We start from the raw sequence: 12,182 nt of genomic DNA on the forward strand, positions 1-12,182 counted from the left end.
CACGCTACTTTTTCGCCACGTAATCAAGTACGCAAACCTTGTCGAGCAACGGTTTGAGCTTCGAGACAAACGCCTGGTGCTCCGCATGCGGCAGGTAGGCCTCAAGACCGGCCTTGTCCTTGAACGTGACGAAGAAACAATGCGTGAAGCCGTCGTTCAAGCCTTCTGGGCTGACGTTGGTGCCCCATTCAAACCCGGTGACGGTGTTGATCTTCGTGGCGAGTTCGGCAAAGGCCTTTTCAATGCCTTGAACCTGCTCTGAAGTAGCGCTGTCCTTGAATTTGAAGAACACGACGTGGCGGTAGGGGGCATCTTCGGCGCTGGCAAGGGTGGTCATGGTGGTGAGAAGTAAAGCGAAGGCAAAAACGGCGGATTTCATGGCTGCCGAGAGTGCCTCAGGCCGGAGTTTGCGTCAACGGTTCAAACCGGTTGCGTCGTGGCATCGTGCATGCTCCTTAACGCTCCTCTATGAGCCACTGGGATCGCTTTCAAAAATACTTCGTTCGTTACTCCAATCTGGGATTCTCCATCGACATCAGCCACATGGCGTTCGAGGACAATGTGTTCACCACGCTGGCCGGACGCATCGAGTCCGCGTTCAAAGCGATGCGTGAGCTTGAAGCCGGTGCCATCGCCAATCCCGACGAGCAGCGCATGGTCGGCCACTACTGGCTGCGTGACTCCAGGCTCGCACCCAATGCCGGGTTGAAGAAAGAAATCGACGAAACACTCGCCGCGACGCTGAAGTTCGCCGCCGATATTCATTCTGGCACGATCAAGGCCGCGAACGGCAAAAAATTCACGCGCGTGCTTGTGGTGGGCATCGGCGGTTCAGCACTGGGGCCGCAGTTGATCGCGCATGCCATCACGCCCGCGCCTGCGCCGATGGCGATCTCGTTTTTCGACAACACCGATCCCGATGGCATCGATCGTGTGATCGCCGAAATCGGCGATGAACTGTCCACGACGATCACCCTGGTGATCTCCAAGTCTGGCGGCACCAAGGAAACCCGCAACGGCATGCTCGAAGCCGAGGCCGCTTACAAAAAGGCGGGGCTTGATTTCACCCAGCATGTCGTCGCCGTCACGGGTGATGGCAGTGAACTCGACAAGCACGCCAAAGCGCAAGGCTGGCTGACCATTTTCCCAATGTGGGACTGGGTGGGCGGCCGCACGAGCGTGATGAGCGCCGTGGGCACCATCGCCGCCGCGTTGCAGGGAGTCGATGTGCCTCAGTTCCTCGCCGGAGCCGCGGCGATGGATGCCGAGACACGTCAGCGTCCGGCGCGTGAAAACGCCGCCATGCTGCTCGCCTTGATGTGGCATCACGCCGGCAAGGGCAAAGGCTTGAAGGACATGGTCGTGCTGCCTTACAAGGACCGGCTCGTGTTGTTCAGCAAATACCTCCAGCAACTCGTCATGGAGAGCCTGGGCAAGGAGCACGATCTCTCCGGTGCCGTGGTGAACCAGGGCATCGCCGTGTATGGTAACAAAGGCAGCACCGACCAGCATGCCTATGTGCAGCAGCTCCGCGACGGCGTGAACAATTTCTTTGCCACCTTCATCGAGGTGCGCAAGGCACGCGACACCGCCCCCTTCGAGGTCGAGCCCGGCTTCACCAGTGGTGACTACCTCCAGGGCTTCCTGCGCGGCACCCGCAAGGCACTGGCGGAGAAAAATCGCGAGTCCATCACGCTCAGCATCGCCGGGATCAACGCCTTCAGCCTCGGCATGCTCATCGCACTCTTCGAGCGTGCGGTCAGCTTTTACGCCAGCCTGGTGAACGTCAACGCCTACCACCAGCCCGGTGTCGAAGCGGGCAAGAAGGCCGCCACCGAGTTCCTCAAACAACTCGCTCAAGTGCGCGCCGCCCTCTCCAGTTCAGCCGTGACCGCCGGAGATCTGGCCGCCAAACTTGGCATCGACGCCGAGGACGCCTTCCACATGCTGACTCATCTGGCCGCCAATGGCCAGGCGCTGGTGGTGTCAGCCGGCGGCAGCCCCTCCCTGGACCAATTCATCACCTCGTGACAAATCGCCATTTGCACACGTACTCAGGGCATTCTATAAATCGCCCTCTTTGAGGCCTTCCGTCCCTGCGAGACCTTCATGCGTGAAATTCCCATCCAGTATCAAATCGCCTGCGTCGTCCTGACGGCTCTGTTCATCTGGTCGTTCAGCATCGCTCGTGAGCCACGCGGCTGGAGACGTTTGTTTCAGTCCATGTTCTCCAAATCCGAGAGCTTCTCGGTGAATAAAAACAAGGTCATCGACGAGGCGTTGAAGCGTTACGGCATTATCATCGCAATGGTCATTCTGGTGGCGGACGTCTCCTGCTTTGTGATGGGCGTGACCTATCCCTTCCGTGAAAAACTGCGCACGCTCTCGCCCGAGCAGCGGGACAGCATGAACGAGATCAACAAGTTCCAGAACAGCAAATCAGGCATCTCGACGCTGCCCTGATTCAGCCGTTCTTTTTGGTCACCATCGTGTCGGCCACCAGATCGTGCATGCAGCGGCGGTCTTTGCGGAAGATCAGCAGGATGTTCCCAAACATCAGCACCGGTCCGATGAAGCGGATGCTTTCGACGATGGCAAACAGAAACCAGCGCAGCAGCACCGTCTTGATGAATCCAGCCTTGGAGCCGTCTCCTGAGCGGACGATTTGAATGCCTGTCAGCAGCTTGCCGATGGACTGGCCGCGGATGGACAGCAGAATGACATTGGCGAGAACCAAAATCACCACCAGCCAGCTCATCGCCAGCACCGTGGTATTGCCCATCGTCTGCATTTTGTCGATCTGGCGCTGCAGCGCGTCCATCATCGCCGTCGGATCGTTTTGCAGCGCCCTGATTTCCGCCTCGAATCCCGCGTCCATCAACGCCATGAGCATCACAAAGAGCGGCGCCAGCAGCATGGCCCAGTCGATCAGCTTGGCCGCGAGCCGCTGCCCCAGCGAGGCCAGTTCGTGGTCGCGGGCGTGATCCTGGCGCACTTCCTCACGCAAAGCGGAGATCGCGGGCGGCTCGGGCTCGACCACATCCATCCCGGTTTCCACCGCCACCTCCTTCATGTGCGCGCCCAGCGCCTGCCATTCCTTCATGCCCTCCGCCCAGCACAGGTCCGTGGGCAGAAAGCGCCCGTCCCGCAGGCCGGCGCTCACATCCAGGTCATTGAAGGTGCCGAGCTGATCTTCGCCGCGTGCCAGGTGGTATTTCATGTGTTGCCGGTTGCTGAATGCCGGATGCTAGATAGCTGCTAACAAGCCCGCATCAAGCTCCCATCCCACTCGATTGAAAACCATCCTCCGCGTCTTCTCCTACCTGCGTCGTTACCCTCTGCTCGGCGGCGCGCAGATCGCCTGCGCCATCGTCGGCACCCTGATGGTCATCGTCTTTCCGCACATCACCCGTGAGGTGATGGATGTGGTCGTGCCCGGCAGGCAGTGGGAGCGCCTCACGCCGCTCGCCCTCTGGGCGCTGGCCGCCTACTTCGCCCAGCACTTCTTCAATTCCCTGCGCATCCAGCTCAACAACACCTTTGAGCAGATGGTCATCTTCGACCTCCGCAGCGACATCTACCAGCGCCTGCAAACCCTCCCGCTCCGCTGGTTCGACAACCGCCCTTCCGGCGACATCATGACCACCGTGGCCGAGGACATCCCCTCCGTCGAACGCGTGCTCATTGACGGCATCGAGCAGGGCCTCGTCTCCGTGCTGCAAATCCTCGTCGTCGGCGCCTTCATGCTCCAGGCGGATGTCACGCTCACGCTCTACGCGCTCATTCCCCTGCCCTTTCTCATGGCCGGGGCTCTTGCCTACACCCGCACTTCGCGCGACCGCCACCGCAAAGTGCGCAAGGCCAGCAGCGCCATGAACTCGCTGCTCCAGGACAACGTTTCCGGCATGCGCCAGATCAAGGCCTACGCCATGGAACATGAGGAGCATGGTCGCTTCAACCGCGCCAGCGACGCCCTGCGCAGTGCCACGCTGCACGTCATGCGCATCTGGGCCGTGTACCGCCCCGGCATGCACTTCCTCACCAGCATCGGCATGGTCATCGTGCTCTGGGTCGGTGCGCGCCAGCTTATGGCCGGGAAAATTCAGACGGGCGACCTCACTGCTTTCCTCCTCCTGCTCAAATTCTTCTACGACCCCATCGAAAGCCTCCATCAGCTCAATCAAATCCTCCAGTCCGGCCGCGCCGCCGGGGAGCGTGTCTTCGACATCCTCGATGCCGAACCCGAGGCCGACACCACCGGCGGGCGTGAGCTTGCCTCCATCACCGGCCATGTGCGTTATGAGAATGTCGGCTTCAGCTACGCCGGCAAGACTCCCACCGTCCACGGCGTCACGCTCGATGCACATCCCGGTCAGACCATCGCCCTCGTCGGCCCCACCGGCGCGGGCAAATCCACGCTCATCAATCTCCTCACCCGCTTCTACGAGTACGATCAAGGCGTCATCACCATCGACGGCGCACCCGTTCACGAACTCAACAAAGCCTGGCTGCGCCGGAACATCGGCTACGTCACGCAGGAGAGCTTCCTCTTCAACGGCACCGTGCGCGAAAACCTCGTCATCGGCCGCCGTGATGCCACCGAGGAGCAGCTCTGGGCCGCCTTGCAGAGCGCCAACGCTGACGCCTTCGTCAAACGCCTCACCAATCAGCTCGACACCCACGTCGGCGAGCGTGGCGTGAAGCTCAGTGTCGGCGAAAAGCAGCGCATCAGCATCGCCCGGGCGTTGTTGCGTAATCCGCCCATCCTCCTGCTCGATGAAGCCACAGCGAGCGTCGATACCGAGACCGAGCGCCAGATTCAGGAGGCCCTGGAGCACCTCATGGCCCACCGCACCAGCTTCGTCATCGCCCACCGCCTCAGCACCGTCCGCAACGCCGACCGCATCTACGTCCTCGACCACGGCCGCATCATCGAGCAGGGCACCCACGACGAACTCATCGCCAGCGACGGCATGTACGCCCGCCTCTGCCGCACCTCCCTCATCGCCGCCACCGCAGCGCCGGAGTAAAACCGTGCTCGGCCCTCCGCTTTCAGCCTTTCAGCTTTTCAGCTTTTCAGCTTTTCAGTTTTTAGCCCTCCGCCCTCCTCTCCAGCTACGCCGCCGCCCGCAGCACCTCCAGCGGCGGCTCGCCCAGCACTTCCACGCCGGTCAGATTGGCACCGCCCAGGTCCGCGCCTTGAATCAGCGCCCACATCAGCCGGGTGCCGGCGAGGTTGGCCCCGCGAAGATTCGCCTCGGCAAAATCCGCGCGGCGAAGATCCATGCCATAAAAATTCGCACGGCGGAGTTGCGCCCCGGCAAACGTCGCGCCGGTGAACCGCGCCTGACGCAGATCCGCGTCATCCAGGTTCGCGCCGCTGAAGTTCGCGCCATCGAGATTCGCACCACGCAGATCCGCCCCGCTGAGGTCCGCGCCATGGAGATCCGCGATGGTCAGGTCCACCTCGCGCAGATCAGCACCGCGCAGATCCGCGTTCGCCAGGTTCACCCGGCGGAGGTTCTCACCGCACAGGTTCACTCCTCGCAGTTGCGGCGCCTGGAGGCTCTCATCAAAGACATAGGCGTTCCAAGCATGAACCCCTTCCTTCAAAATCGCTGCGTGCTCCATGCGGCCAATCTCAGGAACCGCGCCCGCGCTTCAAGCCCGTCCATGTAAGTCTTTTGTGCGCCATCTCCCTCACTTTCAGCTTTCCGCTTTCAGCTTTTCAGTTTTCATCTCTCCCCCTTCCAGCCAAACGGGGTAAACACCCCATGGCACCGGCGGGGCTGCCGCCGCTAGGCTCAGTCCATGAAAAGGCAGACCCATCCCGGAAACACCACGCTGACATTAGGCGAGTTCATCATGCATGTGTATGACGCCTGCACCGCACCCAAAGCCGGAGCGGTGGTGCGCTTCGCCCTCAAGACGCAGCGGGTGATGTGGCGGGGGAACCCACCGCACGCCAGCCAGCCCCGCCGCTCCACCCGTTCTCCGGGTCGCGCCGTACGGCCAAAGCCGGTCGCATCGCGATTTCATGGATAGCCACCACCACCATCAACCACCATGACCAAACTCGCCTTCCAAGGCTCCTGGAACCAGGTCAAAGGCACGCTCAGGCAGAAGTATGCGCAGTTGACCCATGACAACCTGCTCTTCTCGCTGGGCCAGGACGAGAAACGCCTGGGCCGCCTCCAAAAGCAGACCAGCACCCTGAAGAAAAAGCTGCAACACTCCATCGCCACGCTCCCCCGCCGCTACCGGCACACCCTGAACACCATGAAAACATCCCTCCTCCTGCTCCCCTTCGCCTTGCTCACCCTGACCGCACTCCCAAGCTGCCGGGAAAAAACCGTCGGCGAAAAAGTGGGCGACAAAATCGACGACGCCCTCGACCAGCGCCCCGGCGAGAAAATCCGCGACGCCGTGGAAGACGCGAACAAGAAATAACCGCCGCCACAGCGGTCACGCATCGCGCTCGCACATCGCCTCTTGACCCGGTTCCCCCGTCAAACGCTTCGACATGGCAAAGTTCGGGGCTGGATGTCCGATGATCACGTTGGAGCGTGCCTCGATGACGTCAAAACCACGGGCCTCAAAAAAATCTCGCGCGGTGATGCTGACATCCGCAACCAAAGAAGGCAGATGCATGGCTTGGGCCTCGGCCTCGAGTGTCGAAAGGAGGGCGGAGCCTACCCCTTGACGTTGGAAGTCCGGATGGACGTAGAAGTAGTCGATAAAGCCCGTCTCATCGAGTTCCGCCATGCCCACAATCTGATTCCCGGCGACGACCACGAATGGATTCTTCGTCCGCAGTCGGCTGGCCCATTCCGCCATGTCCTGGTCCGGTGGAGCCCACCTGTTGAGAAGGTCTCGGTGATAGTCACCAGCGTTCGATTCATGGGTGGCTCGAAAGTAAACAGTCCAAATGGCGCTCTCCTCTCCAGGCCGGTATCTGCGTATGATCATGGTCACGACGGCGTGAATAATGTGGACTCTGTTTCTTGGCTTGTATTTCGCGAGGGTTCTTCATGCCACTTGTGATCTCAGCTCCAAAATGAATTCATCCGCAAGAGTCAAGATGCGTGAGGCCACATCTGGCTGTCCTGCTGACCTGGCCAGGGTTGAAAGCTTCTCAGCCGTGGATTGAAAACCGTCATCCATCCTTCGAGGCGTTGCAGCTAACGCTGCCAAAAATTTCGGTTCTGCGTCGGCGGCAATGCGGGGCGGAACAAGGCGGACAAAACGCTCTCTCATGTCGCGATGTCTCTCCCTCAGCAAATCAAAGTAGGTCAGTAAATCCGGAGTGTAGCGAAGGAAGAGTGCAGGATCGGCGGAGAACGACACCTCCATGAGGTGGCGAAATCGGCGCTTGGCGACATCTGGTTGCTGGCGCTCGATGCGCTTGAAGAGTGACATCGTAGCGTCGTCGTCTCCCAACGCGTGATTGATGGAAACCACATCGTGGAAGACCTCATCCGAAGCATCACCGGCGTGAACTCGCGCGGTATCGCGATCTCGAATCCGCTTCAGCGCCTCAAGCGCAGGCGGATACTTGGTGCCAAGCTCTCGCCAGGAGGACAGAGCAAATGAAAGCCTGACACCGTAGTATGAGGGCTGATAAGCCAGGGCATGTTCATGAAACCATTCGTGGCGTTCCAGCGCCTCTGCAAAAGCGCCCTCTTTGGCAAATCGTTTGGCATCTGCGTACGCCGCTTCGGCCAAATTCGGCGTTGGTTCATCATCTGGCATGTGCGAAAGACTCCGTGACTTGGGCGAACCGTACGCTGAAAAACAAAGTGGGGGCGGGTGTCTCAGCACCTTGATCTCCGGCATGTTTACGGGTTCCGATTCCTCTGTCGAGACAATTGTACCCTGGCAACAGCGGGCTCTCCACTTTCAGCTTCTCAGCTTTTCCGCTTCTCAGTTTTTCTGCTTTCTGCTTTCTGCTTTCCAGCCCTCCCCCTTCAGACCCTGAGCGAGCCACGGAACCCCCGGGCACCATAGTAAGACTGCGCGCCGTTGTGACCCACGAAGACGCGGCCGTAGCGGCGCTCCCCATAGAGCGCGCCGCCGAGTTTTCGAATCTCCGCCGGCGCTTTCACCCAGCTCGACGTCTTCGTGTCGAAATTTCCCAGCTTCTGCAGCGCTTGATACTGCTCTTCCGTCAAAAGCTCAACGCCCATGGCCGCCGCCATGTCCATCGCGGTCGTTTTCGGTGGATGTTCCTTCCGCGACTCCAGCCCTTCACGGTCGTAGCAAACACTCGTGCGGCCCTTGGGGCTTTCCGCGGAACAATCAAAAAACAGGTACTCGCCCGTCTTGAGATCCTGCCCCACCACATCCGGTTCACCGCCGGTTCGTTCCATCTCATGGAGTGACCACAGCTTTTCCGCATTCGCTTCCAGCCTTTCGTGCAATGGAGCCCACTCAAGACCTGGATGACGGTTCCGGTGTTTCTCAAAGCGGGCTCTCAGGGCACTGAGCAGTTCCTCACGTTGGATGGGTGACAACGTCTTTGTGGCTCCAACGCCTTTCCGAGAGGTTTCCTTTTTCATGCAGTGTCGTGGGAAGCGTTGACCCCGATCAGGCCGATCCTTTCGAAACGAGGTCGGCTGTTTTTACACGCCCCTGCTGGGTTCACGCAATCCAAATATGTTCCACCCACCGCCCACCAGGGCGTCAGTGCTCGAATCAAAGAGTCAAGGCAGGGTCAAGCGGTCAAGGATCGTGCCTCCTACTCGTCCTCCTACTCCTATTGACTCGTTCGCACCTCACGGTTGACTCGCTTCGCTCACCCTTCGGGCAGCGTTCCGCTGTCTGTCTCGACTCTTCATCCTTCGCAGATGCTTCGGAGAACGGACCGCCACGCTGCTCGGCTCAGCTTTCCCATTTCAGCTTTGACTCGCTCGCGCCTCACGCTCGTCTCGGGCTACGCCCAATGCTTCGCATTGTCTGTCTCGCGCTTAACCGCCGCGCTCGGCTCAGCTTTCAGTTTTCCGCTTTTCAGTTTTCCGCGCAAAGCGCGTCACCTCTTCCACGCCTTGCTCCACAGCACGTACGTCTCGTGCATCGCGCGCTGTTCCAGCGGCGTCCATTCGAGCGTGCGTTCGTGCAGGGTCTTGTTCTCACCCAGGCGTGGATCGCGTTGCACCGCGAGATCGTAGTTTTCCAGCGCGCGCTGCGTGTCCCCCGTGCCCCAGTAGCCCAGCACCAGCGAGTAGTAGTCGTAGTGCGCCTCATGCCCGCTGAGTTTCGCCGCCGCCTCAAACTCGCGCACCGCTTCCGCGTAATCGCCCAGATTGAAATACGCCCAGCCCACGCGATTGCGCATCGGCGCCTTGCCGTCGAGCACCAGCGCCCGTTGCAGGTCGGCGCGCGCCTCCTCCTTGCGGCCCAGCAGCGCCAGCGTGTAGCCCCGGTTGGAATACGCCTTCGCATCCTCCGCATTCGCCGCGATCTGCTTGTTGAGAATCTTCAGCTTCGGCGTCGTCTGCACCGGCGCGGGTTTCGGAGCATCCGCCGCCACGGCGGCGATGGACAGGATCAGGCCCAGACAAAGCCAGGCAAAACGAGGAGCAATCATAGGGTGGGAGGGGGGGATGCTAAACGGGAACTGCGAGTGAATGCTTGCACTGCGAAGGCCCTCAGCGAATGGGCACCTCAAGCTTCACCAGACCGTCATAGCGCAAGCCCACCGGACTTGCTCCGGCAGGCAGCAGAAAGCCCACCCCAAACGCGGTGGCTTTGCCATTATCAAGGGTGAACACTTTATGCACGCCCAGCTTCGTTGGCGCGCCGGGCAGCCACCGGGGTTTCACGGCGGCCTCGCCTGCGGTCTTGTCACGCTTCAGATAGACCAGGCTGAGCTTGCTGACTTCGAGAGACTCGATTCCCCGGGCCACCTTCGGTGGCAGCATTTGCACATTCACTTCCAGCAGGGTTTCGCCGTCGCCCTCATCGACACGCATGGAATACAGGTCCTGGCCGCCAGGGCTGATATGGATGTCGATGATCTTGCCAAACCCTCTCCCCATGCCTCCCGCCGCCTTGCTTTTCAGAAAGGTGGTTGCCAGACTGCTCGCGGTTCCCAGCACCTTGAGGCCAAAGCTCGACTCACGCTTGGCATCATCGACCAGCCATTGCTGCACATAAGCCTGGTCCCCCGGGCTCAGTTTGGCCATGGGCAGGTCGATCTGCTGCCCCCCTGGGAGGATGAGGGTGACGCCGTTGCTTGAGGCCTTGCTCAGCGCGGCCTGGAGCTTTCTCCCGTCGGCACTGGTCCATTCGCGCGGCAGTTCGGCGGCCAGGTGCCAGGGCAGGACCAACAAGAGCATCACAGGAACGAACAACCTCTTCATAAAGTCACGGGGTGGGAAGACGGCCTCATCATGGCTGAACTTCACGGCGCAGCAACGAATCTCCGCAGTGTCCCGCCGCAAAACATGGCAGTCCCTTCGCCCATCCGCAGTTCGTCCCCTCGTTTCGCTACCTCTCCGTTCCCTCCCTTCTCTCCTGTTCCCATTCGGAACCTTACAGAAGACAACTCCTCCACCAGACTCACCGCCCACCAACAACCAAGAACCAACAACTTGCACAGTAACCCGTGCTCAGCAGGCAAGTCTCCGCTTCCGCCGCAGCATCACGCATCCCGCGCCTGCCAGCAGCAGCAGCAGCCGCGCCGGTTCAGGCGCGAGCGTGGCGTTATCGAGATCGAAGTTCGCGGTGAACGGCATGCTGGCGATGGCGAAAAAACCCAGATACGGGCTGGTGTTCAGCTCCGACGGCAGGATGCCGGTGTCTTGAATGTTATCGCCAAACACGCCGAACTGCAGCGTCGCTGGCAGCAGCACGTTGTTCACCGCCGTGCTCGTGCCGTTCCAGTTGATGACCGTGCTTCCCGTCGAGTAATTGTTGAGCAGTTCCATGACCGAGCCCGCATACGATGACAGCAACTGGTACTGCCCGAGACCGTCCTGATAAAAGAACGACGTGGTCCCGCCCTCATACACCTGATGCGTCAGCGACGTGGTGGTGTCATGCCAGTAGTCAGCGGGCTTGTTGTAATCCATCACATAGGCGGAAAAATCCGCGTAGATCGTCGTCCCCGCGTTCAGCAGCGTGCCGTTGGGCAGGTTCAGCGCCGACCCCAGCGTGCCCGAGGCTGCCGCGATGGGCAGACGGCTGCCGTTGGCAAACGATTGCACGCTGTAATTCGGGCGGTTGCTGCCGAACACGCTGGTCGTCGTGCCGAGCGAGGTCGTGACGAAGGTGCCCGCACCGTCCAGCTGGGTGTACGTGGAGGCGATCACATTGCCCTGCGCGTTCGCCGGGTGGTTGGGGCCAAAGCGCGTCGCGCCGTCCACCGGACTGGTGAAGGGCAGTATGTCAGTCCGCGAGTTCATCGTCGCGTTGGAAAAACTGCCGTTCCAACTGCTGACCGAGCCATGGCCCACGACGAACATGTTGTTGAACTGCACGGCGACCACGGCGGCTGTGGCGACCTTATGCCCCATGCCCGCCGCCAGCGCGACCATCAGGAGAATGCTTCGTTGCATACGGCGAAGTGCGAAAGTTCCGACCCCGAAGTGTCCGGCACCAGCGAGGCTGGGAAAGCCCCCCTCGCACCGTCATACTTGAGGATGACCGACCCACCGGTCCAAGGTCAATACTAATTTTACGGCCCCGGCCGCTCACCGGTAGCCGGTGCTCGGTCAGGAAAAACAAAAATGGGAAAGTAGAAATGGGAAATCAGATCCGAATTTCGGATTTGACTCCCTCGTGCCTCACACTCGTGTCGCCCTTCGGGCAGCGTGCCGCTGTCTGTCTCGCGCTTAACCGCCGCGCTCGGCTCAGATTTCAGCTTTCTCATTTCAGCTTTTCAGTTTTCCCACCAAGCTTTCCATTTTCGCCTGTCGCCATCACCGTTTCGCTTCGACGGCGAAATGCAGCGGCTTGTCCTTCGGCAGCAGCTTCTCCACGAAGGCGATCCGGTGGGGGATGAGGCGCGCGATTTTCGCCGCCTCCTCCGGGGGGATCCGGTCCGGGTGATGCAGCAGGGTGTAGGCGAAGAGCGCCGACTCCGCCAGGTCCTCCCCCTGCGGGTTCTTTTGTGCGTAGGCGGTGACGTAGCCGCCGTCTTTCTTTTGGGCGTCCTGCCACGCCGCCGACTTGGCATGCGT

General features: G+C 60.6%; 15 protein-coding genes. 5 read left to right on the forward strand and 10 right to left on the reverse strand.

Going from position 1 to position 12,182, the window contains the following annotated elements; translation table 11 throughout:
* Window positions 1-4: 4 nt before the first annotated feature.
* Window positions 5-379: a Dabb family protein gene (locus tag U1A53_RS15625; protein WP_322282349.1), complete on the reverse strand. Its 375-nt coding sequence runs from the start codon at window positions 377-379 to the stop codon at window positions 5-7.
* An 89-nt stretch (window positions 380-468) separates the two neighbouring features.
* Here U1A53_RS15625 and U1A53_RS15630 point away from each other — a divergent pair, with 89 nt between their 5' ends.
* Window positions 469-2,031, forward strand: a complete 1,563-nt coding sequence (locus tag U1A53_RS15630) for a glucose-6-phosphate isomerase (protein WP_322282351.1) — start codon at window positions 469-471, stop codon at window positions 2,029-2,031.
* 78 nt (window positions 2,032-2,109) lie between these two features.
* Window positions 2,110-2,463: a hypothetical protein gene (locus U1A53_RS15635; RefSeq protein WP_322282353.1), complete on the forward strand. Its 354-nt coding sequence runs from the start codon at window positions 2,110-2,112 to the stop codon at window positions 2,461-2,463.
* Between the two features lies 1 nt (window position 2,464).
* Here the strand turns inward: U1A53_RS15635 and U1A53_RS15640 are convergent, their stop codons facing one another.
* Window positions 2,465-3,220, reverse strand: a complete 756-nt coding sequence (locus U1A53_RS15640) for an RDD family protein (RefSeq protein ID WP_322282354.1) — start codon at window positions 3,218-3,220, stop codon at window positions 2,465-2,467.
* Window positions 3,221-3,293: 73 nt separating this feature from the next.
* Between U1A53_RS15640 and U1A53_RS15645 the strand changes: the two genes are divergently transcribed.
* Window positions 3,294-5,030: an ABC transporter ATP-binding protein gene (locus U1A53_RS15645; RefSeq protein ID WP_322282355.1), complete on the forward strand. Its 1,737-nt coding sequence runs from the start codon at window positions 3,294-3,296 to the stop codon at window positions 5,028-5,030.
* Window positions 5,031-5,115: 85 nt separating this feature from the next.
* On the opposite strand, the gene U1A53_RS15650 is transcribed toward U1A53_RS15645, so the two are convergent.
* The gene (locus U1A53_RS15650; RefSeq protein WP_322282356.1) at window positions 5,116-5,631 is read right to left on the reverse strand and encodes a pentapeptide repeat-containing protein; all 516 of its coding nucleotides are present in this window, start codon (window positions 5,629-5,631) and stop codon (window positions 5,116-5,118) included.
* A 180-nt stretch (window positions 5,632-5,811) separates the two neighbouring features.
* On the opposite strand from U1A53_RS15650, the gene U1A53_RS15655 reads away from it, so the two are divergent.
* Together U1A53_RS15655 and U1A53_RS15660 are read left to right on the forward strand one after the other, a co-directional pair.
* Window positions 5,812-6,045: a hypothetical protein gene (locus tag U1A53_RS15655; protein ID WP_322282358.1), complete on the forward strand. Its 234-nt coding sequence runs from the start codon at window positions 5,812-5,814 to the stop codon at window positions 6,043-6,045.
* Between the two features lie 21 nt (window positions 6,046-6,066).
* Entirely contained in the window at window positions 6,067-6,450 is a 384-nt protein-coding gene (locus U1A53_RS15660; RefSeq protein WP_322282359.1) for a CsbD family protein, read from the forward strand.
* Window positions 6,451-6,465: 15 nt separating this feature from the next.
* On the opposite strand, the gene U1A53_RS15665 is transcribed toward U1A53_RS15660, so the two are convergent.
* The 7 genes from U1A53_RS15665 to U1A53_RS15695 form a co-directional block, all read right to left on the reverse strand.
* Complete coding sequence (locus tag U1A53_RS15665) at window positions 6,466-6,969, reverse strand: GNAT family N-acetyltransferase (RefSeq protein WP_322282361.1); 504 nt, start codon at window positions 6,967-6,969, stop codon at window positions 6,466-6,468.
* A gap of 60 nt (window positions 6,970-7,029) precedes the next feature.
* Window positions 7,030-7,752, reverse strand: a complete 723-nt coding sequence (locus U1A53_RS15670) for a hypothetical protein (RefSeq protein ID WP_322282363.1) — start codon at window positions 7,750-7,752, stop codon at window positions 7,030-7,032.
* A gap of 215 nt (window positions 7,753-7,967) precedes the next feature.
* Complete coding sequence (locus U1A53_RS15675) at window positions 7,968-8,558, reverse strand: DUF4256 domain-containing protein (protein WP_322282364.1); 591 nt, start codon at window positions 8,556-8,558, stop codon at window positions 7,968-7,970.
* 470 nt (window positions 8,559-9,028) lie between these two features.
* Window positions 9,029-9,586 (reverse strand): tetratricopeptide repeat protein, encoded by a 558-nt coding sequence (locus tag U1A53_RS15680; RefSeq protein ID WP_322282366.1) that lies wholly within the window; start codon window positions 9,584-9,586, stop codon window positions 9,029-9,031.
* Between the two features lie 61 nt (window positions 9,587-9,647).
* The gene (locus tag U1A53_RS15685) at window positions 9,648-10,337 is read right to left on the reverse strand and encodes a hypothetical protein (protein WP_322282368.1); all 690 of its coding nucleotides are present in this window, start codon (window positions 10,335-10,337) and stop codon (window positions 9,648-9,650) included.
* A 273-nt stretch (window positions 10,338-10,610) separates the two neighbouring features.
* Window positions 10,611-11,558, reverse strand: coding sequence for a PEP-CTERM sorting domain-containing protein (locus tag U1A53_RS15690; RefSeq protein ID WP_322282370.1), 948 nt, complete (start codon window positions 11,556-11,558; stop codon window positions 10,611-10,613).
* Window positions 11,559-11,921: 363 nt separating this feature from the next.
* A partial coding sequence (locus tag U1A53_RS15695; RefSeq protein WP_322282371.1) for a hypothetical protein occupies window positions 11,922-12,182 on the reverse strand: 261 nt, incomplete at its 5' end.

The organism is Prosthecobacter sp., from assembly GCF_034366625.1.
Taxonomy (GTDB): Bacteria; Verrucomicrobiota; Verrucomicrobiia; order Verrucomicrobiales; family Verrucomicrobiaceae; genus Prosthecobacter.